21 protein-coding genes are annotated in these 24,619 nt (G+C 69.0%); 3 read left to right on the top strand and 18 right to left on the bottom strand.

Translation table 11 applies throughout. The features are described from left to right. Window positions 1-396: 396 nt before the first annotated feature. Both D4740_RS02730 and D4740_RS02725 read right to left on the bottom strand, forming a co-directional pair. On the bottom strand, window positions 397-1,296 hold the full coding sequence (locus D4740_RS02730) for a macro domain-containing protein (protein WP_259390614.1): 900 nt from the start codon (window positions 1,294-1,296) through the stop codon (window positions 397-399). Beyond that, window positions 1,293-1,706: a helix-turn-helix domain-containing protein gene (locus D4740_RS02725; protein ID WP_119835404.1), complete on the bottom strand. Its 414-nt coding sequence runs from the start codon at window positions 1,704-1,706 to the stop codon at window positions 1,293-1,295. Before D4740_RS02725 ends, D4740_RS02730 begins: the two co-directional genes overlap by 4 nt. A 118-nt stretch (window positions 1,707-1,824) precedes the next feature. On the opposite strand from D4740_RS02725, the gene D4740_RS02720 reads away from it, so the two are divergent. Further along, window positions 1,825-2,457: an NAD(P)-dependent oxidoreductase gene (locus tag D4740_RS02720; protein ID WP_119835403.1), complete on the top strand. Its 633-nt coding sequence runs from the start codon at window positions 1,825-1,827 to the stop codon at window positions 2,455-2,457. An 82-nt stretch (window positions 2,458-2,539) separates the two neighbouring features. Here D4740_RS02720 and D4740_RS02715 read toward each other — a convergent pair whose 3' ends face one another. Beyond that, on the bottom strand, window positions 2,540-3,373 hold the full coding sequence (locus D4740_RS02715; protein ID WP_119835402.1) for a response regulator transcription factor: 834 nt from the start codon (window positions 3,371-3,373) through the stop codon (window positions 2,540-2,542). A gap of 41 nt (window positions 3,374-3,414) precedes the next feature. Continuing rightward, the gene (locus tag D4740_RS02710; RefSeq protein WP_259390613.1) at window positions 3,415-5,073 is read right to left on the bottom strand and encodes a sensor histidine kinase; all 1,659 of its coding nucleotides are present in this window, start codon (window positions 5,071-5,073) and stop codon (window positions 3,415-3,417) included. A gap of 350 nt (window positions 5,074-5,423) precedes the next feature. Here D4740_RS02710 and D4740_RS02705 point away from each other — a divergent pair, with 350 nt between their 5' ends. Continuing rightward, window positions 5,424-6,188: a DUF4352 domain-containing protein gene (locus D4740_RS02705; RefSeq protein ID WP_119835401.1), complete on the top strand. Its 765-nt coding sequence runs from the start codon at window positions 5,424-5,426 to the stop codon at window positions 6,186-6,188. 75 nt (window positions 6,189-6,263) lie between these two features. On the opposite strand, the gene D4740_RS02700 is transcribed toward D4740_RS02705, so the two are convergent. The 13 genes from D4740_RS02700 to D4740_RS02640 form a co-directional block, all read right to left on the bottom strand. After that, window positions 6,264-7,808 (bottom strand): NCS1 family nucleobase:cation symporter-1, encoded by a 1,545-nt coding sequence (locus tag D4740_RS02700; RefSeq protein WP_119835400.1) that lies wholly within the window; start codon window positions 7,806-7,808, stop codon window positions 6,264-6,266. A gap of 14 nt (window positions 7,809-7,822) precedes the next feature. Further along, a complete protein-coding gene (gene gcl, locus D4740_RS02695) occupies window positions 7,823-9,622 on the bottom strand; it encodes a glyoxylate carboligase (protein WP_119835399.1) in 1,800 nt (599 codons plus the stop codon). A 31-nt stretch (window positions 9,623-9,653) separates the two neighbouring features. Next, entirely contained in the window at window positions 9,654-10,583 is a 930-nt protein-coding gene (locus tag D4740_RS02690) for a sugar phosphate isomerase/epimerase (RefSeq protein ID WP_259390612.1), read from the bottom strand. Between the two features lie 152 nt (window positions 10,584-10,735). Beyond that, window positions 10,736-11,761: a transketolase family protein gene (locus D4740_RS02685; protein ID WP_243106823.1), complete on the bottom strand. Its 1,026-nt coding sequence runs from the start codon at window positions 11,759-11,761 to the stop codon at window positions 10,736-10,738. Beyond that, window positions 11,758-12,588: a transketolase gene (locus tag D4740_RS02680; RefSeq protein WP_119835397.1), complete on the bottom strand. Its 831-nt coding sequence runs from the start codon at window positions 12,586-12,588 to the stop codon at window positions 11,758-11,760. The genes D4740_RS02685 and D4740_RS02680 overlap by 4 nt, the downstream gene beginning before the upstream one ends. 88 nt (window positions 12,589-12,676) lie before the next feature. Next, entirely contained in the window at window positions 12,677-13,093 is a 417-nt protein-coding gene (locus D4740_RS02675; protein WP_119835396.1) for a DUF3830 family protein, read from the bottom strand. Window positions 13,094-13,277: 184 nt separating this feature from the next. Further along, entirely contained in the window at window positions 13,278-14,273 is a 996-nt protein-coding gene (locus D4740_RS02670) for an aspartate carbamoyltransferase (protein ID WP_119835395.1), read from the bottom strand. 151 nt (window positions 14,274-14,424) lie between these two features. Then, window positions 14,425-15,801, bottom strand: coding sequence for an allantoinase AllB (allB, locus tag D4740_RS02665; protein ID WP_119835394.1), 1,377 nt, complete (start codon window positions 15,799-15,801; stop codon window positions 14,425-14,427). A 168-nt stretch (window positions 15,802-15,969) separates the two neighbouring features. After that, window positions 15,970-17,472 (bottom strand): NCS1 family nucleobase:cation symporter-1, encoded by a 1,503-nt coding sequence (locus D4740_RS02660; protein ID WP_119835393.1) that lies wholly within the window; start codon window positions 17,470-17,472, stop codon window positions 15,970-15,972. A gap of 73 nt (window positions 17,473-17,545) precedes the next feature. Continuing rightward, window positions 17,546-18,283 carry an aspartate/glutamate racemase family protein gene (locus D4740_RS02655; protein WP_119835392.1) on the bottom strand — a complete coding sequence of 246 codons (738 nt, stop codon included), beginning with the start codon at window positions 18,281-18,283 and terminating at the stop codon, window positions 17,546-17,548. A 495-nt stretch (window positions 18,284-18,778) separates the two neighbouring features. After that, window positions 18,779-19,063 (bottom strand): hypothetical protein, encoded by a 285-nt coding sequence (locus tag D4740_RS02650; RefSeq protein ID WP_119835391.1) that lies wholly within the window; start codon window positions 19,061-19,063, stop codon window positions 18,779-18,781. 198 nt (window positions 19,064-19,261) lie between these two features. Next, complete coding sequence (locus D4740_RS02645; RefSeq protein WP_119835390.1) at window positions 19,262-19,984, bottom strand: FadR/GntR family transcriptional regulator; 723 nt, start codon at window positions 19,982-19,984, stop codon at window positions 19,262-19,264. Between the two features lie 125 nt (window positions 19,985-20,109). After that, window positions 20,110-21,477 (bottom strand): MFS transporter, encoded by a 1,368-nt coding sequence (locus D4740_RS02640; RefSeq protein WP_119835389.1) that lies wholly within the window; start codon window positions 21,475-21,477, stop codon window positions 20,110-20,112. Between the two features lie 90 nt (window positions 21,478-21,567). On the opposite strand from D4740_RS02640, the gene D4740_RS02635 reads away from it, so the two are divergent. Further along, window positions 21,568-23,325, top strand: coding sequence for a carboxylesterase/lipase family protein (locus D4740_RS02635; RefSeq protein ID WP_119835388.1), 1,758 nt, complete (start codon window positions 21,568-21,570; stop codon window positions 23,323-23,325). Between the two features lie 78 nt (window positions 23,326-23,403). Here D4740_RS02635 and D4740_RS02630 read toward each other — a convergent pair whose 3' ends face one another. Next, complete coding sequence (locus tag D4740_RS02630) at window positions 23,404-24,582, bottom strand: phosphoglycerate dehydrogenase (RefSeq protein WP_119835387.1); 1,179 nt, start codon at window positions 24,580-24,582, stop codon at window positions 23,404-23,406. Window positions 24,583-24,619 lie beyond the last annotated feature (37 nt).

Here is a 24,619-nt window from a genome sequence, read left to right as displayed (position 1 = left end):
TCAGCGCCCCCACGCTGTACGTCTTGAAGCCGGCACCTGGTTGTGGCCCACGGCACCAAGCACGCTCATTGCTGCCCCACAGGGCAATCACGAATTGCACCAGTCCCGCCTGCGGGGAGGTCTGGGCGCAGGCTCAGCAGGCTCGGAGACCGCCGAACGGCTCCAACTCCCTGAACCGGCTCGAGCCGCCTCGGTAGCCCTGCGATGTAGCGAATCCTCATAGAATCCTCACAGAACGACCGGCACGTCAGTCATCTAGGAGGATTCGGCTGCTCTTGAGGATTTGGTCGCCTCTGCGGCAAGGCCGTGCGAGTGGTGGCGAGCCCGGGGGGGGTAACAGGCGCGGCTACCCGGCGGCTGGCAGCGGGCACCTGCGTTCCTGGCAGGACCACCCCGCTAGCGGCCCTGGTACTCCTCCAGAAGGCCCTGGTACACCTGAGTGTCACGCTGGGAGAAGGTGTCGATGACGACGAGCATGCCCTGACCGCCCCCCACCGCAGGACCAGAGGCCTCCGCCGCTCCTGCGCTATCCCCGTGCTCGCCCAGCCAGTCAAGGACCTCCGTCAGCGCCACCCTGGCGGCCTGCTCGACCGGGTACCCGAAGGCTCCGGTGGACACCGAGCACAAGGCGATGCTGTCCAGCCCGGCACTCCAGGCCGTCTCCAGGCAGGAGCGGTAGCAGGAGGCCAGCAGGCGGGCGTTCTCCTCTGTAGGCTCACCGCCGGAGACGACCGGGCCAACCGTGTGGATAACGGCCTGGGCGGGCAGGCTGAAGCCAGGGGTGAGGACGGCGGTACCAGTGGGCTCAGGCGCCCCCTGGGCACGTACGTGCTCAGCGCAGGCGTTGCGCAGCCACGGCCCGGCGGCGGCGTGGATGGCGTTGTCGATGCAGGCGTGGCCAGGGACCCGGCAGCCCAGCAGAGCGCTGTTGGCAGCGTTGACGACAGCGCCCACACGTAGGCGCGTGATGTCGCCCTGCCACAGAGCCATCGCAGACAGCGGCCCGCTGCTGGCCACCCGCGGCAGGGTGGCGACGTCAACCACGCCCCTGTCCCGGGCCTCGGCGTCCAGGAGGGCACCGATGGCGTCAGCGGCCTGCGACGGCACGGTGCCAGGCTCGCGCAGGGTCAGCAGGGTGTCCAGCAGCCGACGGTCCGCCTCGACCCGCCCGGTGGGGGTAAGCCGTCCGAGCTCGGAGTCGGAGAGATAGCGCCTGGCGTCGTCAACGGCCCAGGCCAGCGTCTGGGCCACAAGCGTCCCGTAGTCCTCGACATGCTGCCCTCTGGCCTCCCTCATGGAGCACCCGCCGCGTCGTAGGCCTCCCGGGCGGCCAGGACCTGGTCGGCGTGGTCCTGCGCCCAAGTCCGCAGTGTCGTCATCGGCCCGCGCAGCGTGGCACCCAGAGGGGTCAGCCCGTAGTCCACGCGCGGCGGCACGCCACTGGTCTCGGTGCGCTCCAGCAGACCGTCACGCTCCATGGAGCGCAGCGTCTGGGTCAGGACCTTGGGGGTCACCCCACCAACGCGACAGCGCAGGTCGGAGAAGCGCAGGGGGCCGTCGTGCAGGGCCATGATCACCAGGGGAGACCAGCGGTTCACGACGTGGCGCAAGACCGTGCGCGAGGGACAGCGCGGAGACATGACGTCATAGTCGATAAGTGGACCAGCACGACGGTCCTCAGTGACGTAAGACGTTGTATCAGTCATAAAAGCCTCGGAGCTTCTCGTAGTTTCCTTGAGGTATCTAGTATCTAGAACATACCATCACAGCACCTGCCGCCAGCAGAGGCGGGACAGGACAGCCGCCACACCTTTAGGAGGAACCATGAAGATCGCAGTCATCGGCGGAACCGGGATGGTCGGGTCGCGCACCGTCACCGAGGCGGCCTCTCGCGGACACGAGGTCACCAGCGCCACCCGCTCGGGCAGGCCTGCCGCCGACGCCACGACAGACATCGTCACCCGGCTCTCCGACGTTGAGGCCGTGCGCCGTCTGCTGGCCGACAACGACGTCGTCATCATCACGACCTCACCTGACCGCACCGGCGGACCGGTCCAGCCCACGATCGACGAGCACCGGGCGCTGGTGGAGTCCCTGACCGCCGAGCCGCTCGGACGACTGGTCGTGGTCGGCGGCGCAGGAGCGCTGGAGACTGAGCCCGGCTCCGGCCAGCTCATCAAGGACACGCCCGACTTCCCGGCGGAGGTCTACCCCGAGGCCAACGCCTACGCCCAGGTCCTGGAGCTCTACCGGGGCGCGGGCTCTGCCTTTGCCTGGTCTGTCGTGGCCCCGGCCCCGACGATCGAGCCCGGGCAGCGCACCGGGACCTACACCCAGGCCACGGACAGCCCCGCCGGTCCCCGGGTCTCCGCAGAGGACATGGCCGTGGCGCTGGTTGACGAGGCCGAGTCCGACGCCCACCGCGGTATCCGCTGGACAGTGGCCTCACAGGGCTGAGGCGCGGACGGCTCCCGGCAGCCGGGCCGGGAGACCCGCTCACCCGCCCCTACCTCGGCAGGCGGCCTGCCAGCCCCGGCGGCTACCCGAGGACCTGCCCCAGCAGCCCGGCCCGCTCCGCCAGGACGGCGAGCTGGACACGGTTGCTGGCGCCCATCCGCTCCTGGGCGCTGCGCAGGTGGGTCTTGACCGTGGAGGCGGAGACGTAGAGCCGGGCCGCGATCTGCTCGGTGGTCAGGCCCTCCGCAGCCGCCTGGACCACCTCACGCTCCCGGTCAGTCAGCCTGGCCCCGCCCTCACCGGACGGCACGGTCCCCCCAGACCACGACAGCCGAGTGCGGGGCACCCCGGCACCCGCCTGCCCGGTACCAGGCAGCCCGGCGCAGGGGCTCCCGGCCTCCGCCAGGCTCCCAGGCCCGGCAGCGGCCCTGCCTACCCCGCCTGAGGCCACCGCCTGCCCCCGGGAGCGCACGTGTGCCAGGAGCGTGCGCATGGCCCCGGGCGACAGGGGGCTGTCTCCAGCCACGACCCGTCGCAGGCCGGGCACCAGCTCCTTGGGGGCAGAGACCTTGAGCAGGTAGCCCTCGGCCCCGGCCTCGATGGCACGCACCACCGCGTCGTCCACGTCCCACGTGGTCAGGGCAACCACGTGGGGGTGGCCCGCGGCCGCACAGATGCGCCGGGTGGCCTCGATACCGTCCATGACCGGCATCCCCAGGTCCATGAGCACCACGTCTGCGCGGTGGTGGGCGACGGCATGGACCGCCTCCTGACCGTCGTCGGCCTGCGCCACGACCTCAAACTCCTCCCGGGGGCGCAGGAGAGGCAGGATGGCCGATCGGGTCAGCGGGTCGTCGTCAACGACGATGATCCGGACAGGCCCCGAGGTGGTCGCACCGGGCTCCGTTGTGTGCACCTGCCCAGTCTACGTACCAGCAAGGCAGCCCGCACCCATTCTCACGTCGGGGCGGGCCGCCACGGCAGGTGGCTGCGCACCACAAAGCTGCCCTGGCCGTCCGGACCGGCCTGGAAAGTGCCCCCGCAGATCTCGGCACGCTTGGCCATCCCGCGCAGCCCCGTCCCGCTGCCTGCGCCCGCACCCGTTCCCCGTGCCCCGCCCACAGCCTCAGCCTCCCCTGCAGCCTCACCGACTGCCTGCGCCCCGACGTCCACCGGGTTGGAGCAGGTGATGTCAATGCCAGTGGTCGGCCCTCCCTCCACCCGCAGCCTCACGGTGCGCCCCGGGGCGTGCCTGCGGGCGTTGGTCAGGCACTCCTGCACGATCCGGTAGACGGCCCGGGACAAGACGTCGTCGGCCTGGTCAGCGCGGTCAAGGAAGATCGAGGAGGTGACAGGCTGCCGGGCAGCCAGGACGTCGTCCACCATGCCAGCCAGGTCCGCCAGGCGCGGCGCAGGCTCGGCAGCGCCCACAGGCTCACGCAGCACCGTCAGGAGCGAGCGCAGGTCCCGCATAGCGGTCTCCGCCTCCTCACGGACCAGTCGGGCCGCCTCCCGCGCGTGGTCCGTGGGCACGTCCTGGTCCGGACCCACGGCCCGGGCCAGGACGTCCGCCTCCTGCGAGCCACCCGCCCCCACCTGGCCGTCGGCCTCCTCCTGCGGCTCACTGGGCTGGGCTGCGGCCTCAAGGACTGCGGCGTGCAGGGCGAGCAGGGACAGGCGGTGCCCCAGCCCGTCGTGCACCTCCCGGGCCACGCGCTCCCGCTCCTCCTGCAGGTCCACGCGCTCAGCCAGGTGGGTAGAGACCCTGGCCTGCTCCTGGGCGGTGCGCGCGGCCTGGGCGGAGGCGGCAGCGGCGGCCCGGGCGCGCTGGCGGGCACTCCGCTCGCCGTCGCGGGCGCGCAGCAACAGCCCGGTGACCACGGGCAGGGCCATGACGAGCAGGGTCAGGGCGGGGGCGGTGCTCCCGTGGAGGGTTCCCACACCGTTGCTCTGGTCAAAGGCCAAGATCCCCACCACGGAGTTGCCGGTGACTGCCTGCACCGTGTCGCGGCCGATGGCCCGCCAGGTCCCGGCACCCAGCACGAGGCCGACCACCCAGGGAGCCGGGTCGCGCACGGAGGCGGCCCGCCGTACGACGGTGGTCATGGCGACCAGCCCTACCGTCGTATCCAACCCGGTGAGCAGGCCAGCGACAGAGGAGACCACGGTGACGGCGACGGGCCACCTGTGACGCGCGAACAAGGCCGCCAGGAGCACCAGGGCGAGGCCTATGAGCCCCAGGCCGGGCAGTGCCCGCATCGGGCGGCCAGTGAGCACCTCCTCGTGGGACATGATGGATCCCAGGCTTATCAGGCTGGCGAACAAGCACAGGAGGAGCAGCCCGGTCTCCCGCGCCACCCTGCCCACGACGGCTGCGAGCCGAGGCCGGGGGGCCGGGGCAGGGAGGTGGTAGGCGGGGTAGGGGGACCCTGCCAGCGCACCCGTACCAGGGGCAGCCGCACAGGGCGGGGCCGTCGCAGAAGCATCGGGGATCGGGTAGGCAGGCGGGGCTGCCGGGACCGGGGAGGCAGGCACACCCGCCCGGGCCGGGTAGGCAGGTGCACTCCCCTGGAGGGGGTAGGCGCCGTGCCCGGGGATGAAGCCGGGTGAGGTCATGCGGACACTGTAGAGCCTGCACCGGCCGCCGACCTCCACCGATGAGGCAGCCACCTGGCCACGGACCTGTCGGCAGGACGACCCGCACGGGGCTGCCCACAAGGCTGACTGCGGCGGCAGGCGTGGGCATCCAGAAGCCCTGTCCGAACAGACAGCTGCTCAGACCGATCGGTCGATGTGGCCGCACGCCCCTGCGGCGCAGCCTTGACCCTGTCATCAACCAGCGCTGGACGCCACCGCCCCGGGCAGCCTGCCGCCAGACAGCAAGGCCCTTACCGGTCCCGGGCGCACCTCTGCTGGAGCAGACATGACGCAGACCTGGCACAGATCCTGACAGGAAGGACCCGACCATGACCACCACACCTGGCACACCGCCTCAGCCCACACCGCCCCAGCCCTCCGCTCCCTACCCCGGACCTGGGGGACAGGTGCCTCCCGTCCCCGTGCCCGACGCTCCTGTGCCCTCTGGACCCAAGCGCTCGTGGTTCGCCAGGCACAAGGTTCTCACCGGCCTGGGCGCCCTCGTCCTCGTGTCCGCCCTGGCCTCCGCCCTCGGTGGGGGTGAGGGCTCCTCCGCAGGCGCGACCACGGCACCCAGCGCAGCAGCCGACGCAGCCGAGACGGACCAGGCCGCCGCAGGCTCTGGGGACAGCGCCGACACCGCGCAGGCTCCTGCCGAGGGCAGCCAGCCCGAGGACAGCCAGCCGCCGTCCGGTCTCACCTTCCCCGGCATGGCCGACGACGACATCGTCGGTCGCACGGGCGACACCCTGACAAGCAAGGACGTGAGCATCACCACCACACCGGTGACCGCCGGGGACGCCACCCTCGGGCCGACGGCCTGCACCACGGTTACCGTCGTCAACGGCTCCACGGACCCGGTGGACGTCAACGCCTTCGACTTCACGCTCTTGAACCCCGAGGGCGCCATCACCGACCCGGGCTTCAGCGGAACGGACACCCACCTGACCTCCAGCACCCTGGTCCCGCAGGGGAGCGTCAGCGGCGACGTGTGCTTCGACGTCGATATCTCCGCAGGCGGCCAGTACGTGGTCATCTACGACCCGGTCCTGACCCTGTTCACCGACCGCGCCGCCTGGGTCAACGAGCTCTGAGCAGGCCGCGCGCGGCGGCGCCGACCCGGCCGTCAGCCAGTACCACCAGGAGTACCGTGGCTGACGGCTGGGCGCTCAGCCCACAGGCTGTGAGGCCGGGGCGGGACCGGTCTCGGCACCAGGACCAGAGTCAGTGCCGACGTCGGGACCTGGGGCCTGGCCGCGCACCGTCATGACCACCCAGTAGCACAGGGCGCCCAGGGGCGCGGCAATGAACCAGGAGAACGGGGCCAGTACCTGGCACAGGCGCAGTGGCAGCAGCGCGATGCACAACGCAGCCACCGCTGCGGGGACGAAGGCCGCCAGCGCGTTCAAGTTGACCCCGCGCTGGTAGTAGTAGCGCCCGTTCCTAGCCGGGGAGTACAGGTCACGCAGGTCCACCCGGGAGCGCTTGTAGTAGAAGTAGTCGATGACCAGGATCCCGAAGAACGGCCCCAGCAGCGCCCCCAGCGACCCCAGGAAGTAGGTGATGGCCACAGGGCTTCCGTACAGGTTCCACGGGGTGACAGCGATCGAGGCGAGGACCGCGACGATCCCGCCCACGCGGAACGACAGCCTCCGCGGGCTCACGTTGGACAGGTCGAAGGCCGCCGAGACAAAGTTGGCGACAATGTTGACACCGATGGTGGCCACGATAAACCCCAGGCTCACCACGTAGAACACCAGGTCGTTGTCGATACGCGACAGCAGGTCGCCCGGGTCGTGGAACGCCTCGCCGTAGACCTTGATGGCCGCGGCCGAGCACAGCACCGAGGTCATGGCGAAGGCGGTCCAGTTCAGAGGCAGCCCCAGCACGTTGCCCAGCACCATGGAGCGGGCGCTGGGCGCGTAGCGGGCGAAGTCAGAGAAGTTCAGCATCAGGGTGGCCAGGGTTCCCACCGTCAGCCCCACGGCTACCATGACCTGGTACACCTGGTAGCCGATTCCGGGCGTGCGGCTCTCGGCGTTGGCCGTCCAGTCGAACTCCCACCCCGCCTGCCACAGCATCCAGGCACCCAGGCCGATCATGATCACCCAGATGACCGGCCCGGCCAGTCCCTGGAAGTGACGCACGGCGTCCATGCCGCGCCACACGATGACCAGCTGGACAGCGGACAGGACAAGGAAGGCCACCCACCCTGAGACACGCAGCCCCAGGACGGGGGCGTCCAGCTCCCCCACGAGGGGCAGCACCCGTATCATCAACAGCTCCAGGGAGACCGAGGCCAGGTAGGTCTGGATCCCGTACCAGGCGATCGCCACGATCCCGCGGATCACGGCCGGGAAGTTGGCACCCCACACGCCCCAGGTCACCCGGGATATCACCGGGTAGGGGGCTCCCGTCTCGTAACCCATGAGCCCGGAGACGCAGCACGCCACGAAGATGATCAGCGTGGCGAGGAGCACGCCGATGACGATGCCCAGCGGCGTCATCCCCGTCAGCGTCCCCGTCCCGATGAACAGGGCGGCGGCGAAGGTGTAGTTCGAGGCGTTGTGCGCGTCGTTCATCCACAGGGAGAACAGGGCGTAGCCGCCCCAGGTGCGCTCCTGCGCCGTCGCCGGGGCGAGGTCGTCGTTGAACAGCCGCCCGTCCGTGTCACCACGACGCAGCTCGTCGCGGTCAACCTCCACAGCTTCCATGGCTGACCCTCTCCTCAGGTCTGGGACACCGCGCCCGGCTCCGGGCCCAGGGCCACGGCCAGGGGGGCGTCAGCAGCAGGGTCGTGCGCCAGCGGCTCGAACTCGTTGACGGCGTCCAGGGAGGTCCCCATCGAGACGTTGGTGACACGCTCCAGGACCGCCTCAACCACCACCGGCACCTGGTCACGCAGCGCGGTCTGGCGCGCGCTGGACAGCGCCTGTGCCAGCTCCTCGGGCGTGTGCGCCCGCACGGCCCGGCACCCCAGCGCCTCCACCACGCCCACGTGGTCCACCCCGTAGCCCCGGGTCTGGGGGGCGTTGATATTGACGAAGGACAGCTGGACCTGGTAGTCCATGTCAAAAGCGCGTTGCGCCTGCCGGATCAGGCCCAGGTAGGCATTGTTGACTACCACGTGCACGTAGGGGATCTGGAGCTGGGCGGCCACCGCCAGCTCCTCAATGAGGAACTGGAAGTCGTAGTCCCCGGACAGCGCCACCACCGGGGTACTCGGGTCCGCCACGCTGGCGCCGATCGCCGCCGGAAGCGTCCACCCCAGTGGTGACGCCTGGCTGGCGTTGACCCAGTGCCGGGGGCGGTAGACGTGCAGCATCTGGGCCGCGGCAATCTGGGACAGGCCGATCGTGGTGACGTAGCGGGTCTCGGGCCCGAAGGCCCGGCACATCTCCTCATAGACCCGCTGGGGCTTCATGGGCACCTCGTCAAAGTGGGTCCTGCGCAGCAGGGTGCGCTTGCGCTCCTGGCACTCCTGCACCCAGGAGCCGTAGCGCTCCAGCGGGGCAGAGTAGCGCTGACAAGCCGCCTGGAGCAGGGTGCGCAGGGCGGCGCCCGCGTCGCTGACGGACCAGAAGTCGGGTGGGAAGACCCGCCCGACCTGCGTGGGCTCGATGTCCACGTGGACGAACCGGCGCTGTCCCCGGTAGGTGTCCAGGTCTCCCGTGTGACGGCTCGCCCAGCGGTTGCCGATCCCGATCACCAGGTCGGACTCCAGGAAGGTCGCGTTGGCGTAGCGCTGGGAGGTCTGGATACCTACCAGGCCCTGGGCCAGCCGGTGGTCGTCAGGGACGGCTCCCCACCCCATGAGGGTGGAGACCACCGGAACACCCAGGTACTCCGCCAGGGCAACCATGTCGTCGGCGGCCTCGGCGCTGATCACCCCTCCGCCACAGATAAGCAGCGGGTGCCTGGAGGCGTCGAGCATGTCGAGGATCCGCTCTGCCTGGTAGGCGGACATGGCGGGACGCTCCACCGGAAGCGGCTGGTAGGCGTCGATGTCGAACTCGATCACGGTGACCTGAACGTCAAGGGGCAGGTCGACAAGGACGGGACCCGGACGGCCAGAGCGCATGAGCTGGAAAGCCTTGGCCATGGTCCCGGGAACCTGGGCGGCCTCCAGGACGGTGACCGCCATCTTGGTGACCGGCGCGGCAACCGCAGCAATGTCGACAGCCTGGAACTCCTCCTTGTGCAGCATGGGGACGGCAGCCTGGCCGGTCAGGCACAGGATGGGCACGGAGTCCGCCGACGCGGAGTACATCCCGGTGACCATGTCGGTCCCCCCGGGACCGGAGGTGCCGATGCACACCCCGATACGACCTCCCCCCACACGGGAGAACCCCTCGGCCATGTGGGAGGCGGCCTCCACGTGGCGGGCCAGGACGTGGCGGATGCCCCCGTGCGCCCTCATGGCCGAGTACAGCGGGTTGATGGCAGCGCCTGGAACCCCGAAGGCCTGGGTGGCCCCCTCCTTGGCCAGGATGAGGGCGATGGCGTCCACTGCTCGCATTCGTGTCATGTCTTGCGCTCCTTTCTGTTCACGGCACTGCTCACAGCGTGCGCCAGGCCTCGCGCAGCACCCGCTTGGCGTCAGCGACCACGGCGCGCGAGCGCTGCGCGCCCAGGGGCTGGACCTCGAAGGCGACGACAGCGCGCTCAGGGGCGTCCTCACGCAGGTAGCCGATGTCCAGCAGGCAGCGCAGGAACTCCCGCACCTCGGGGACACCACTCTCACCCTTGGGGTGGCCGAAGTAGGGGTGCAGGTCCCCGTAGGCGGGGTCGTCCAGGTCGCGGATGACGCAGGTGCCGATGTGGGCGTGGTTGATGAAGTCCCGAGTGGCGGACAGGGCCTGGCGCGGTGTCTCCCCCTGCATCGGCAGGTGGGAGAGGTCCACCATGAGGCCGAAGTCCGGGACAGCCTTGCGCACCTCGTAGGCGACCTCGCAGGCCAGCCGGTTGGCGCCCACCAGGGCGCACTTGTCCGTGGAGTCGTCAAAGGTCTCCAGGGACAGTACCAGCCCCCCGTCTCCCTGGGACCTGGCGTAGCGGCCGACCTGGACGACGGAGTCGACCAGTAGCGCCAGGGCCTCGTCGCGGCGCTGCGCCGGCCTGGGTCCGGAGAGGAACCCGATCTTGCGCGCCCCCACCTCGTAGGCCTGGTCCACGGCTGCCTTCATGGCCGCCACGGCCTGGGCGCGCCGGTCCTCGTCAAAGGAGTTGAGGTCGTACCCGCCCTTGAGGAGCCAGGGCTGGGCACCGAACCCGACGTCCACGCCGGAGGTGCGCAGCAGACCCGTGACGGCGTCGCGCTCCTTCTGGTCATTGATGCGGGTGATCTCGATCTCCTCAAAGAAGTCGTCCTCGACGACCTCGGCGACGGAGGCGGCTACGGGCTGGTCCCCGCCCGCGGCAAAGGGGTAGGCCATGAAGTGGACGATCCCGACCTTCATGTAGTCGTGCAGCGACTCCTTCACGATCATGCACCTCTTTTCCGTGTCTCTTTCCCTGTTTTCTCTTCTGTCTTCCTGTCTGGCCTGCTGCCTGACCGCGCTGCGCGCAGGAAGCAGGCTGTGGCGGCACCCCGTCGTGCCCGGGACCTGGGACGCCTGGTCTCGACCGGGCGTGCCAGGTCCTAGCCGCTGCGACGCCCCACCGCCCTGAGCGCCGCCTGGGCAATGTCCCGAGCCCGCAGGCCGAAGTAGTCAAAGAGCTCGTCCATGGTCCCGGACAGGCCGAAGACGTCACGGGTACCGACCCTCTCCATGGGGACTGGACGGTTCTCCACCACCAGCTCGGCAACGGCAGAGCCCAGGCCACCGATCACGGAGTGCTCCTCCGCTGTGACCACGCACCCGGTCCGCTCCACAGAGTCGAGCAGGGTCTGGGCGTCCAGAGGCTTGACGGTGTGGACGTGGAGGACCTCGGCCTCGACCCCCTGGGCGTGGAGCCGACGGGCGGCTCCCAGCACCTCGCTGAGCATGCAGCCTGTCGAGACCAGGGTGACGTCGCAGCCCTCGCGCAGGCGCAGAGCCCTGCCGATGTCAAAGGGGGTGTCCTCCCGGGTGACCACGTCCACCGCCAGCTTGGCGACCCGCAGGTAGACAGGCCCGTCCAGCTCGTAGGCTGCAGCCACGGCCTTGCGCGTCTCGACCGCGTCGCACGGACAGACCACCGTCATCTCCGGCAGGGAGCGCATGAGGCTGACATCCTCCAGGGGCAGGTGGGTCGCGCCCTCCTGCGCCGCACTAGTGCCCGCGTTGTGCCCCACGATCTTGACGTTGCGCCCGGAGTAGGCCACGCTCACGCGGATCTGGTCGAAGCCGCGGCCGGTGAGGAAGTTGGCGTAGGCGTTGGCGAAGGGCACCTTGCCCAGCAGCGAGAGCCCGGCAGCGGTTCCCACGATGTCGCACTCGGCGATTCCGATGTTGAGGAAGCGGTCGGGAAAGGCCTCCTGGAACCTGCTGGTGTAGCTGGCCTTGGAGCAGTCGCCGTCCAGGACGAACACCTCCTCGTGGCGACTACCGACATCCAGCAGACCCTGCGCGTACCCGTCTCGGGGCTCTCTGCGGGGCGCACGCTCCTGCGGCTCCTCCTGCTGCCCGCCCGGGGGACCCTGGGCACTGTCCTGGGGCTCCATCTGCGTTCCTGCGGGTGTCATACCGGTTCCTCCAGCTCCTCCAGAGCCTGGCGCAGCTCCTCGTCACTGGGTGCCTTCCCGTGAAAGGCCGAGGTGTTCTCCATGAAGGAGACTCCCTTCCCCTTGACTGTGCGGGCAATGATGATGGTGGGCACCCCCCGTGCCTGGGCGGCCGTCTCCAGCGCGGTGTCCACCGCACGCAGGTCGTGGCCGTCCACCTCAATGACGTTCCAGCCGAAGGCCCTCCACTTCGCGCAGACGTCGCCGACGGACTTGACCCCCTCGACGGCCCCGTCCAGCTGGATCCCGTTGGCGTCCAGGACGGCGCACACGGTGTCCAGGTGGTGCGCCGCCGCCGTCATGGCGGCCTCCCAGACCTGCCCCTCCTGAATCTCCCCGTCGCCGAGCATGACGTAGTAGCGCGCCGTGACGCCGTCGTGACGGGCGGCCAGGGCGGCACCGTTGGCCACCGAGAGCCCCTGGCCCAGGGACCCCGAGGAGGAGTCGACCCAGGGCAGGTGGGTGTTGGAGGGGTGGCCCTGGAGCCTGGTAGGCATGGCCCGGAAGGTCATGAGCTCCTCGTGGGCAATGAGGCCCCTGGCGGCCATGACCGCGTAGTAGGCGGGTGTGCAGTGCCCCTTGGACAGGAAGAACATGTCCCGCTCGCGCCACAACGGCTCCTCGGGGCGGATCCGCATGTGCCGCAGGTAGAGCACCACCAGCACGTCGATGGCTGACAGCGACCCTCCCGGGTGCCCGCTGCCGGCCTTGTGCGTCATAAGGACGATGTCACGTCGGCACTGGCGTGCCACCCGGAGCATCTCCTCCAGCTCCTGGTCGTTGAGCATACTTCTCTCCTTTTGGTCCGACGCTGCGTGCACCAGGTCCTGTCCTCCGAGCCCCGCGACGGGCCCAAGGCCTCGTTGCCGGTCCTGCTCACACCTCCCGTAACGAGATGTCCTGGGCTCCCTCCCAGAGGAGCCTCTCACCCAGGGCCGGCAGGTGCTGCCCACCCTCGACGACGGTGGCGAAGTGGTTCCCAGCCAGCTGTCCTGCCTTGGAGGCGAAGCTGACGTAGCCGTAGGCGATGAGCAGCTCGGTCTCGGAGACGCCACCGGGGTAGATGACGATCTCGCCCGGGTGCGGATAGCAGGTCCCGTTCTCGGCCTCCAGCCCCAGGTCCAGGTCCCCGAAGGGAATCCACCCTGCCTGCCCGGACCAGCGCACGTGGATGATCTGGGACTCCAGCGGCAGAAGCCTGTCCCGCAGCGCCGCCACGGTCCGGGGAGCAGCCTCCTCCTCGTAACGTGCACGCAGGCTGAAGCCGCCGACGGTGATCTCAAGCCCTGTCATGATGACTGCCTTTCTCGTAGTTGGTGGTGCTCCCGGCCACTGCTCCTGACCGGCCTTCTCGGTGGTTGGTCCTGCTGCTCCTGGCGCTCACGGCAGCCCCCGGCCCCGTAACGACAGGTCACGCTGGCAGGAGGCTCCCGCGTTCGCGGCCACGCATCCGGTCCCTCACCGAGCAGGCCCACGCTCACAGCCCCAGGATCGCGGTCAACAGGGCCATCCGAATCGACACGGACTGGAGGATGGCCCGGAAGTAGAGCTGGTGGGGGCTGTCGTCGATACGCAGGTCCATCTCCCCCGCCCGACGGGGGAGAGTGTGGGTGACGTAGATCTGGTGACCCTTCTCCGCCTCCTCAGCCAATGTCTCGTAGCGCACGAGGTAGCGGTCCATCAGCGTCTTGAACTCCTCCGCCTTGGCTCCCGCCGGAGCGGAGCACCCGGGCAGGTAGATGAGGTCCTGGGTGCGGACGAAGTCGTTGAAGCGGTCCTGGTCAAAGTCAGTCTCCTCGCGCAGTCCACCGTGGAGGGTGGAGCGGATGAGGCTGGTGACCTCCTCAGGGGCGCGGCGGTCGGAGTCCGAGCAGATCGTCACCTCCGCCCCCAGGCGTGCCAGGCCGTAGGCCATGGAGTGCCCGGTGCGGGCCTCCACCATGTCAGGGGAGACCACCGCGACGCGAAGGCCCTCGACCCGCCCGAAGCGGCGCCACATGGTGTAGAGGTCCAGGAGCGCCTGAGTGGGGTGCTCCCAGTGGCCCCAGCCACCGTTGATCACGGGACAGGTCGCGGCCTGCGCCCCTCTCCTGGCCTCGTCCTCGTCGTGGTGGCGCAGAACCACCAGGTTGGCGTACTGGGATATACAGCGCATGGTGTCCTCAATGGACTCCTCCTTGGCCACCGAGGAGGTGACACCGGGGTTCGCCTCGACGATCGTGTGGCCGCCCAGGCGCTGCATGGCGGTCTGAAAGCTCATCCGGGTCCGGGTCGAGGGCTGGAAGAACAGCAGGGCGAGCACCTTGTCCGGCAGCAGGTCGATCCTGGAGCGGTTGAACAGCTCCAGGACCCGTCCCAGCTCGAAGAGGTTGTAGAGCTGGTCGTCAGCCATGTCGTTGATGGAGACAAAGCTCTTGCCAACATGGTCGACGGCGCTGACGAGCTCCTCGATCGAGCGCATGTACTGGGGCATTGTGTCCTCCTTGTCTGGCCCTTGTCGGGTCCTTGTCTGGCCCTTGTCTGGTCCCTATCGGGTTCCTGTCGAGGTAGTGGCTGTGTCCGTGGGCTGTCACGAGTTGGAACTACCTGCCGCCCACATCGCTCGGCCATCGGCGCGGTAGGGCTCAGCAGCGCCTGATCACGCGACCGCCCATGGACTCGCGGTCCACCAGGCGGCCACGAAGGAAGGTGCGGTGCACCACCCCGCGCAGCCTCCGCCCGTGGTAAGGGGTGAGCTTGTTCCTGTGCTCCAGCCGCTGGGCATCGACGACGAAGGTCTCCCGGGGGTCCATCACCACCAGGTCGGCGTCGCAGCCTGCAGCGATGGCACCCTTGCCCGGGATGCTGAAGGCCTGGCAGGGAGCAGTAGCCATCCAGCGGGCAAGGTCCTGCGGGCCCACGCCGTGCTCCTCACCAGCCGTCAGCACGGCCGCGGGCCCCACCTGCACGGAGGAGACACCGCCCCACGCCGTGGCAAAATCTCCGGTCTGCCGGTTCTTGAGGTCCTCGGTGCAGGGAGAGTGGTCTGAGGCGACGTGGTCGATAGTGCCGTCGAGCAGCCCCTCCCACAGCGCCTGCCGGTTGGTCTCCTCCCGCAGCGGCGGGGCGCACTTGTACTCAGTGGCACCGTCAGGCACCGTGTGCGCCGCAAAGGTCAGGTAGTGGGGGCAGGTCTCCGCGGTGACCGGGACGCCGTCATCCTTGGCCCGGCGGATCGCAGGCAGCGCCCGGGCGGAGGACAGGTGGAGGATATGCACCCGCGCCCCCGTGGCACGGGCTGCCTGGAGGACCCGGTCGATAGCCTGAACCTCCGCCTGGGACGGTCGCGAGGCCAGGTAGTCGGCGTACTCCCGCCCCACGTTCTGGGGTGCAGCCGCCAGCACCTGAGGGTCCTCGGCGTGGACGAGTAGGACCGCTCCCAGCTCGGCCACCTCGGCGGCCACCCGGTCCAGCTCCGTGTAGCTCAGGTGGCCGTACTCGGTGATACCGGAGAAGGAGGTGAAGCACTTGAAGCCAAAGACCCCGCGTTGCCACAGGGGCGCCAGCTGGGCGGTGCCGCCCGGGACCGCCCCTGCCCACAGGCCGACGTCCACTGAGAGCCTGCCGCGGGCGGCCGCCTCTTTGGCCTCCAGCGCCTCCACTGTCGTGGTAGGAGGAGAGGAGTTGAGCGGCATGTCGATGATCGTCGTCACACCCGCGGCCAGAGCCGCCCGGGTGGCGCTCTCGTAGCCCTCCCAGCTGGTGCGGCCCGGCTCGTTGACGTGGACGTGGGTATCCACCAGGCCGGGCATGAGGACACAGGTGCCAGGTATGCTCACCTCCGCGTCAGCACTGACAGGGGCGTCGATACCCGTCACTGCGGTGATGCTCTCCCCGTCGACGACAACGGCGGCCGGGCGGGTGCCCCCCGGCAGGACGACCTGGCGGGAGCGGACGACCAGGTCGTGGTGCGACGGCGTGGCGGACGTGCCTGGCAGGGTGGCAGGGGCGGTGGTCTCCATGGCGGGTCTCCGTGTCTGGTCTGTCTTGTCTGTGTGGCCTGTGGGTGTGGTCTGGTGTGTTCTGTGATCCCGGATACCCACCAGTGCCGCCCGGTACTGTCCGGGGCCGCCGGTGCCTCGCGGCTGGTGACGGGCGTCAGCAGGTTCGGGCGGCACCTGTCCTGCGCGTCAGCGGGAGACAGAGTCCCGATCTGCCTCCAGGTCCACGGACTCCGCCTGGCGGACCGCACGCAGCACATAGGGGTCGTGTCGGGACAGGAGAAGGTGCACACTCAGCCCCAGCGCGGCGCCGATGAACCAGGAGAAGGGGCTGAGGAACCTGCAGGGGTCGGTCGGTACCACCGCCACGGCTACCGAGGGAGCGCTGGCGACGACGAAGGCCCACACCGCCCTGAGGTTCCACCCCCGGGTGAAGGAGTGGAGGCCGTCAGCGCGGAACAGCTCGGAGACCTGAACCTTCTCCCGGCGCAGGATGTAGTAGTCGGCGATGATGATGCCGAACAGCGGCCCCAGGACGGCACCCAGGGCAGCCAGGAACACGTTGATGATGACCGGGTTGCTGTAAAGGTTCCACGGGGTGATCACCAGGGCGATGCAGGCCGAGATGACACCTCCCCGGACAAAGGTGATCCTCTCTGGCCAGGCATTGGCCAGGTCGTAGGCAGGGGAGACGAAGTTCGCCACCACGTTGATCCCTAGCGTCGCCACCGTGAAGGTCACCGCACCCAGGATGATGGCTACCGGGTGCTCGATCCGCGCGACGAGCTCGATGGGGTCAAAGATGTAGTCCCCGTAGATCCTCAGGGAGCCCGCGGTGACCAGTACAGAGACCACGGAGAAGGCGATGAAGTTGACGGGCAGGCCCCACAGGTTCGCCATCCACACGGCCCGGCGTGTCGGAGAGAACCGGGAGAAGTCGCAGAAGTTCAGCAGGAGGGTGGAGAAGTAGGACACCGTCAGGGCCACAGCGGCTCCCACGGCGTGAGCAGTTCCCCAGCGGGCTGGGGACGTGGCAAGGTTGAGCGAGATGTGCCAGTCCGCACGCATAAGGATGTAGACGGTCAGGACGAGCATGACGACCCACACCGCAGGACCGGCCCAGTCCTGGAACCGGCGGATGGTATCCATGCCGTTGCGCAGCAGCAGCAGCTGGAGTGCCCACATGAAAAGGAAGGCGGCCCAGCCCAGGAGGCTCTCACCCAGGAACCTGGCCTGCCCGACCTCGGTGATACCGGGCCATATGCCCCCGACCAGCACGATGACGGCCCTAGAGGCTAGCCAGGTCTGGATGCCGTACCAGCAGATCGCCACGAATCCTCGCAGCAGTGCGGGCAGGTTGGAGCCCAGCGTGCCGAAGGTGATCCGCGCCAGGACGGGATAGCACAGGCCCGTCCTCTGCCCAGCAAATCCCACGAGGTTCATGAGGAGGAAGACCACGATGATGCCTACGGTCAGCGAGGCGAACACGGAGACGGCACCGATGCCCAGGGCGAAGAGACCAGCGGCAAAGGTGTAGCCACCGATGGAGTGAATGTCTGACATCCACATGGCGAAGAGGGAGAAGAATCCCCAGTCCCGGCTCCTGGCCGGCGCCAGGTCGTCATTGATCAGGCGGGGATCGACCGACGCGGTCGACTCGGTCGGGTGCCCGACTAGTGTGTCGTGTTCCACCGCAGCGTCCTTTCAGTCTTGTGAGCTCCACTCCACCCGCTTCAGGCGCCGTTGCCCGACCGGGTGCGCGCGGTCAGGTGACCTCCACGACCTCAGCGGACAGGGGCCAGCCACTGAGCCGCTTGGGACGAGGCTCGGCATAGGTGCGGACCTTGGAGGTACGCAGCCCCAGGTCCACCAGGAGCTCCGCGGTCTTGACCGCAGCAGCCACCCCCTCGACCACCGGGACTCCCAGCTCCTCGGCGAGCACGGCATCCAGTCCCGCCATACCGCCACAGCCCAGGACGACGACCTCGGCGAGGTCCTGCTCCACAGCCAGGCGGGCCTGGTGGGCAATTGCCTCCCGCGCCCGGGTGGTGTCCTCGAGCTCCAGCACGCCAAGACCGGTCGCCCGTACGGAGGTGCAGTGGCTCAGCAGGCCGAAGCACAGGAGGCGGTCCTCAATGTGGGGGACGGTGCGGTCCAGGGTGGTGACCACCGAGAAGCGGCGGCCCAGCAGCATCGCTGTGTGCACGGCCGCCTCAGTGATGTCAACAACCGGCACCTCTAAGAGCTCCATGAGGCCCTCCTTGCCGTGGTCACCGAAGCCGACCAGGATCACAGCGTCAGCACCGCCCTGGTAGGTGACCACCGCGTCCATGACGGCAGCGGCAGCAAGATAGGACTCAAAGCCCCCCTCTACGGAGTCCGCGCCAACGGCGGGGGTCAGGCCCACGACGTTCGTGCCGCTGCGGGCCACTGCGGCGGCAGCCTGGCAGATGCTGTCGGTCATGGAGGAGGTGGTGTTGACGTTGACGGCGAGGATCTTCATTGTTCCGCGCTCTCAGGAGGTTCGACGGTTTGCGTATCGGCACCTGGGCTCTCAGGTTCCGGGCTGCTGGGGTCCTGGACAGCCCGGGGCTTGCAGCGGGATGACGCCGTAGCACACCCACACTGCGGATCCACGGCGAGCAACTCACCCGCACTGGATACCTAAGAACTCAGTGCTCTGAGGTCTTGTACATCCATTACACCACCGACCGCGAACCTTGGCAACCCCGGCCCTGACCCGCTCCGGCCCCAACCACGACCTCAGGGACCGACCACTGCCCCCACCTCCGGCCCGACCTGTCAAGAACCGTAGGCGCCCCCTTACCTGGCAGCCGCCCCTGAGAGGGTTCTCCTGGCCGTCTCTCCAGCGTCGGTCCTGGCGGTGGCCAGAAACGTCAAGGAGGACGGCCACCGACGCAGCCGTCCTCCTCGCTCTCTTCCGCAAGACCCTCCCCCTGCGGCGCGCCTATTCACAGATGCGCAAATATGGCGACTATCACATTCCGGAGCGGTGAAGTAGTCGAAAGGCAGTCGCCACACAGATCACGACAGACACAAAGGCGCAGGCAAGCACCGTAGGCAGGGATCCTGCGGCCGCAGCAAAGATGATGAACATCCCCAGCACCGCCAGCAGCGCCAGCACCACAGTCACCGTGGTTACCACGGCCTCCACGTCAGCCGTGCTGACTGCGGCGCCCTCCGTCTGGCTGGCCTCCCGGGGCTGCGGGATCCCCACCGCCTCGACGGCGGAAGGACTGATAGATGCGGTTGTTGCTGACATGGCTCCTGCTCTCTGGCATGGGCGGGAGCGCGTGAGAGCCGTGCTCCCGCACAGCCTTGTACGTCTCGACAATCCAAGCGAGCATAAACCACCTCAGAGCACTGAGCATTGTCAGATGCCTCTCACCGCTCAGGTCCTAGGGCTCCTCACAACCTGACCTGGGATCGGCGCGGCCCCTCCCTGGCTGCCCATAGGTCCTCAGAGGCCGTCAGACAGCTCCCCGCCCTGGCGGTCACGTGCTGCCAGGATGTCGGCCCGCGTCTGCGCCATGTGCTCACGCATCAGCTCAGCGGCCCGGGCGGCGTCGCCGACAGCGACCGCCTCCTGGATAGCACGGTGCTGCTCAGCCACACGCGTCCGCACGCCCTGAGCCTCTGCGGCTCTGAACCTGGCACCGAGCAGGGCGTCACGGTAGGGGTGCACCGCAGCGGGGACGAACTGGTTGCCGGCAGCGCTGAGAACGGCGTCGTGAAAGGCGTTGTCCAGCCCGACCACCGCCTGGACGTCGTCGGTTCTCGCGGCCACCTCGTACTCCTCCACGCACCGCGACATCTCCGCCAGATGACTGTCCGCGCGGTGAGCAGCAGCCAGCCGGACGGCACCGACCTCCAGCATCTCCTGAACCCCCAGGACGTCGAGCTCCACCTCCAGCACACGCCCCTCGTGCGCGGCCACGTACATGAGGTAGCGCAGCTCGCGCCACCGGAACCGCGGCAGGAGAAACGTGCCCCTCCCGTGCACCACATTGAGGACCCCGCCCATAGAGAGGTTCCTCACCGCCTCACGCATTGTTGGCCGCGAGACCCGAAGGAACCGGGCCAGCTCGGCCTCGGCGGGAAGCGGCTCGTCCTCCACGAAGATTCCGTTGGCGACCGCGTCGAGAACCTTCTCAACGGCCCCTGCCACCATGTCATTGGCCACGCAGACTCCTCACGCACAGGCTCCCAGGATGTGGCAGCGTAGCTGGACGACCGCGCACGAAGGGGCCTGACCGACATCCAGTACTATCGCTCGCAGCCTACCCTCCACCCTGAGCAGTACGCTCTTCAGCGCGCTGCGGAGCCGCCCAGCGGCTCCGCCCGCTGCTGCCGCGACCCGGTCTCGGCCTCTGCCGCCACCGCCCTGGGCACCCCGCCCAGGGCACGCACCAACCACCAGTAGGCAGCCGCAACCACCCACACGAGCACGACCAGCGCTGCCTGCACCGGTACCGACCAGCCGGTACCAGGAAGCACCAGGACCGCAGCTCCTGCCGCCACGCACTCAGCAGTGTTGAACAGGACGTCGTAGATGCTGAAGGCACGACCCCGGTAGAAGTCGGCCGTGTCGCTCTGGACTATCGTGTCCACAGCAATCTTGGCTCCCTGCACACCTGTACCGAACACGAGGAGACCTCCGGTCATCCAGTACTGGTCGTAGGTCGCTACAAGTACCAGCTGGCCCGCACTGCCCCCCACCAGGCAGGCCACCACCCATGCTGACGGCGAGACCCGTTCATGGGCAAGAGGAGTCAGGACCACGGCCACCCCGTGACCCGCCACCATCGCCCCCATGAGGACACCGAACAACGCCAGGCCCCGGTCGGCGTCCTGGGGGGCAGCTAGCAGGTTGCGCGCCACCAGGATGACGGTGACGACCTCCATGCCGTAGACAAACCGGTGCAGCGCCATCGTGGTCAGCGCCAGACCCGGGGTGCCGCGACGCACCAGGTAGACCACAGCGTCGACCAGGTCAGCCGCAGCAGCCACGAGCCCGGCGCCCAGACCGGTACCCCCGTTGCCCTCCCGGCCGTCAGGCCCCAGCTGGTCAGGCCGCAACCGGGTCACCACCAGGGCAGCGCCGCAGTAGAGAAGGACCGCCGTCACCAGGCTGGCCGTCTCCTGCGGACTGCCCTCGGGGAGTAGGAGCCGCAGCAGCACCCCGATGACGGCACCCAGCGCGGTGGCCGCCCCACCCAGGGTGGGTACGACGGAGTTGGCCACCAGGAGACGCTCGCGAGCCACGACCTGAGGCAGCCCGGCACTGAGCACGCTGAGCAGGAACCTGCTCGTACCCAGGGCCACAAGTACGAGCACGTAGAGGAGCGGCCCCCTACCAAGAACCCGCAGGACGACAGCGGTAGCAGCGATCAGGCCTGCCCGGGCCAGGTTGCCGTACAGGAGGGTCTGGCGCCGCCGCCACCGGTCGATGAGGGGACCAGTCAAGGGACCCACGACGCTGAAGGGCAGGAGCATGACCACCAAGGCGGTGGCGACCCCGCTGGCTGTGGCCATGCTGTGGGCCTGGAAGAAGAAGAGGGTGGCCAGCCCCACCTGGACCATCCCGTCCCCGGTCTGGGACAGCAGCCGGACTACCAGCAGGGTCCGGAACGCCCGGACGGAGGCAAGGCCCTTGAGGTCGGTCGTCAGCTGCATGGGCGCTATGGTTCCCGGCTCAGGGACTCAGGTCCAGCAGGCCACGGCACACCCTCTGCGCGGCGGAGCAGATGACGGGACAATAAAGGTATGAGCGATAGAACCACGACTGACACCACGCTCTCCGCCGAGCACGTATCCTCCACCCCGATCGCCGTCCCTGTTGCGGGGAGCGGACCCCTGGTCCGGGCGCCGTGCGGTCCGGTGCGCGGCCGGTGGCGTACCATCGTCCCGCCCGGCACCCTGGCTGACGCTCCTGCTACCACACCTGTCTGCCGCGCCCCCGACCTCACCAGACAGCTGACTGGCTACGGACGCTCCGCCGCGTTCTACAACATCCCCTACGCCGAGGCACCGGTAGGTCGGTTTCGCTTCATGGCGCCCGTCCCGCGCGCCCGCTGGCAGGAGGAGCGCGCGGCCCTCCTTCCCGGGCCGACGCCGCAACGGGGCTCGGTCTTTGAGGACCCCGCCATTCCAGAGCCCTCCGTCCCCGGCGAGGACATGCTCAACCTCAACGTCTTCACCCCGGTGCCCGGGCAGGCGAAAGCCGGGCTGCCGGTCTACGTGTGGATCCACGGCGGCGGCTGGTCCTCCGGGTGCCAGGCCAGCCCCTGGTACGACGGCGCCGCCTTCAACCGCGACGGCGTGGTGACTGTCGTCCCGTCCTACCGGCTCGGCTTTGACGGCTACGGCTGGGTGGACGGGTCCGACGCCCCGCTCAACCGCGGTGTACTCGACCAGGTCCTTGCCCTGGAGTGGGTACGCGACAACATCGCCGCCTTTGGTGGCGACCCCACCAACGTCACCGTCGGAGGGCAGAGTGCTGGCGGGGGCAACGTGCTCACCCTGATGACAGCACCCCGGGCTGAGGGCCTGTTCTGCCGCGGCATCATCGAGTCGGCGGCTGTCACTGACATCCCTGCCGACTGGGCTCGGGACACGGCCCGGCAGATGGCTGAGCTTGCCGGGGTCACCCCCACCCTGGAGGGGTGGCACACCCTGGACTACGACCAGCTCTTCGCCACCACCATGGACTTTGAGGCCCATCGCACCGAGCTGGCCGCGACGCACGCGCCGCCGCTGGCCCACAGGGTCCGAGCCGCCCTGGTGCCCGGCGAGGACACCACCATCACCTACGGCCCCACTGTGGACGGTGACGTCCTGTCTCTGGGCGTGCACGAGGCGATCGCCCGGGGCCACAGTGCCGCGGTCCCGCTCCTGGCCATCAGCACGACGCACGAGTTCCTCACCGCGACGTCGGAGCTGGCTGATGAGATGGAGGGGCGCAGTGCCGCAGAGGTGCTGACCGAAGCGGGGCTGGACGCCGGGCTGGCGCGCGACTACGTGGCCGGGCACCCCGAGCACACGGACAGGCAGCACCTGCTTCTCGGCAACGTCTTGTCTGACGCCATGTTCCACCTGCCGCTGGTGGCCTGGGCCGAGGCCCGCCGCTGTCACCGCAGCACCCATGACAGCAACGCAGGTACGTGGATCAGCCGCTTCGCCTGGGAGTCGCCCGCCACCGGCTGGTCCACCCACTGCTTCGAGGTGCCCTTCGCCTTCGACTGCCTGGCCCACCCCTACTGCGACCACACCCTGCAGGGCAGACCGCCGCAGTCACTGGCTGACGCTGTGCACGGCGACTGGGTACGGTTCATCACCACCGGGGACCCGGGGTGGACCGCCTGGGACGAGCGCGGCCTGGGGCGCGCCTACGGCGACCCACGCGGCCCCCGTCCTGACGGCACCGCCGACGGCGAGGTGTACAGGCTCCAGCGTCGGCTGCTGGCCGCAGGCAGGAGCCTGAGGCGCCAGGACACGACCCAGGGGCGCAGCCCGCAGGACTGAGGTCGCGGCTGCCCGGCTAAGGCCTGGCCAATACCCGGGCGTGTGCCCTGCATAGCACGTGGTATCGCGGTACCACGCTCAGATGCAGCGTGCCGACAGCACCCCGTCGATCGCGCGCACCTCGGCAAGGACCTCGGGGAGGCGCTCACCCTCGATATCAACCAGGGTCACCGCCAGGTCGTCGCGGGACTTGTTGAGCAGGTTGGCGATGTTCTGCCCGTGCTGAGCCACGATCGTGGAGACCTGCCCCACCATGTTAGGGACGTTTCGGTTGACGATGACCAGGCGGTGGGTACCCTCCGCGCGGGCCATGACAGCCTCAGGGAAGTTGACGGCGTTGTGGACCTGACCGTCCTCCAGGAAGCCGCGTAGGGACTCCGCCGCCATGATGGCGCAGTTGCGCTCCGCCTCCTTGGTGGAGGCGCCCAGGTGCGGCAGGGAGATGCACTTGGGATGCTTGTGGACGGCCGTGGAGGGGAAGTCACACACGTATCCGCCCAGCTGGTCCTCGTCCAGGGCAGTGACGACAGCGTCGGTGTCGACGATCTCCGCCCGGGCGAAGTTGAGCAGCACGGCAGTGTCCTTCATGAGAGCCAGACGCTGGGTGCTCACCAGGCCCCGGGTGGCGGGAATGAGGGGGACGTGCACCGTGAGGATGTCGGCGCGCCGGAACACCTCCTCGATCGAGTCAGCCCGCTCCACCTCCGCGCTCAGGTGCCAGGCGTGCTCCACCGAGATCCCCGGGTCGAAACCGACGACACTCAGCCCCAGCCCTAGTGCCGCGTTGGCGACCTGGACCCCGATCGCCCCCAGGCCGATGATACCCAGGGTGCGTCCGGGCAGCTCAAAGCCCACGAACTGCTTCTTTCCCGCCTCGACCGCCTTGGCGATCTGCGCGTCGTCGCCCGACAGCTCGTGGGCGAAGCGGGCGGCGGGGATGAGGTGACGCGAGGCGATGAACAGCCCTGCCAGCACCAGCTCCTTGACGGCATTGGCGTTGGCTCCGGGAGTGTTGAACACCGGCACGCCCCGCTCGGTCAGCGCCGCCACCGGAATATTGTTGGTTCCGGCCCCGGCGCGGGCCACCGCCATGACGGAGTCTCCGATGGGGGTGTCGTGAAGGGAGGCCGAGCGCACCAGCAGGGCGTGGGGCTCCTCCACACCACCACCGACCTCGTAGAGCTCGTCGGGGAAGCGCGACAGGCCAGCCCCGGAGATGCCGTTGAGTGTCTGGATACGGTAGGTCTTGTCAGTCATCTGTGCAGTCTCTTCCCTGTGTCTGGCAGGCCTGACC

The sequence above is a fragment of the Actinomyces sp. 2119 genome, from assembly GCF_003591215.1.
Classification (GTDB): Bacteria; Actinomycetota; Actinomycetes; order Actinomycetales; family Actinomycetaceae; genus Actinomyces; species Actinomyces lilanjuaniae.
The sequence above is the reverse complement of the archived record's forward strand: the minus strand, read 5'-3'. Positions and strand labels throughout refer to the sequence as shown.

Bases quoted from the DNA above. Each gene is read 5' to 3' on its own strand.
- D4740_RS02730 (WP_259390614.1), bottom strand. From the start codon at position 1,296: ATGAGGGAGGCCAGAGGGCAGCATGTCGAGGACTACGGGACGCTTGTG.
- D4740_RS02720 (WP_119835403.1), top strand. From the start codon at position 1,825: ATGAAGATCGCAGTCATCGGCGGAACCGGGATGGTCGGGTCGCGCACC.
- D4740_RS02690 (WP_259390612.1), bottom strand. From the start codon at position 10,583: ATGATCGTGAAGGAGTCGCTGCACGACTACATGAAGGTCGGGATCGTC.
- D4740_RS02685 (WP_243106823.1), bottom strand. From the start codon at position 11,761: ATGACACCCGCAGGAACGCAGATGGAGCCCCAGGACAGTGCCCAGGGT.
- allB (WP_119835394.1), bottom strand. From the start codon at position 15,801: ATGGAGACCACCGCCCCTGCCACCCTGCCAGGCACGTCCGCCACGCCG.
- D4740_RS02725 (WP_119835404.1), bottom strand. From the start codon at position 1,706: ATGACTGATACAACGTCTTACGTCACTGAGGACCGTCGTGCTGGTCCA.
- D4740_RS02655 (WP_119835392.1), bottom strand. From the start codon at position 18,283: ATGAAGATCCTCGCCGTCAACGTCAACACCACCTCCTCCATGACCGAC.
- D4740_RS02675 (WP_119835396.1), bottom strand. From the start codon at position 13,093: ATGACAGGGCTTGAGATCACCGTCGGCGGCTTCAGCCTGCGTGCACGT.
- D4740_RS02630 (WP_119835387.1), bottom strand. From the start codon at position 24,582: ATGACTGACAAGACCTACCGTATCCAGACACTCAACGGCATCTCCGGG.
- D4740_RS02650 (WP_119835391.1), bottom strand. From the start codon at position 19,063: ATGTCAGCAACAACCGCATCTATCAGTCCTTCCGCCGTCGAGGCGGTG.
- D4740_RS02680 (WP_119835397.1), bottom strand. From the start codon at position 12,588: ATGCTCAACGACCAGGAGCTGGAGGAGATGCTCCGGGTGGCACGCCAG.
- gcl (WP_119835399.1), bottom strand. From the start codon at position 9,622: ATGACACGAATGCGAGCAGTGGACGCCATCGCCCTCATCCTGGCCAAG.
- D4740_RS02710 (WP_259390613.1), bottom strand. From the start codon at position 5,073: ATGACCTCACCCGGCTTCATCCCCGGGCACGGCGCCTACCCCCTCCAG.
- D4740_RS02705 (WP_119835401.1), top strand. From the start codon at position 5,424: ATGACCACCACACCTGGCACACCGCCTCAGCCCACACCGCCCCAGCCC.
- D4740_RS02640 (WP_119835389.1), bottom strand. From the start codon at position 21,477: ATGCAGCTGACGACCGACCTCAAGGGCCTTGCCTCCGTCCGGGCGTTC.
- D4740_RS02635 (WP_119835388.1), top strand. From the start codon at position 21,568: ATGAGCGATAGAACCACGACTGACACCACGCTCTCCGCCGAGCACGTA.
- D4740_RS02700 (WP_119835400.1), bottom strand. From the start codon at position 7,808: ATGGAAGCTGTGGAGGTTGACCGCGACGAGCTGCGTCGTGGTGACACG.
- D4740_RS02670 (WP_119835395.1), bottom strand. From the start codon at position 14,273: ATGCCCCAGTACATGCGCTCGATCGAGGAGCTCGTCAGCGCCGTCGAC.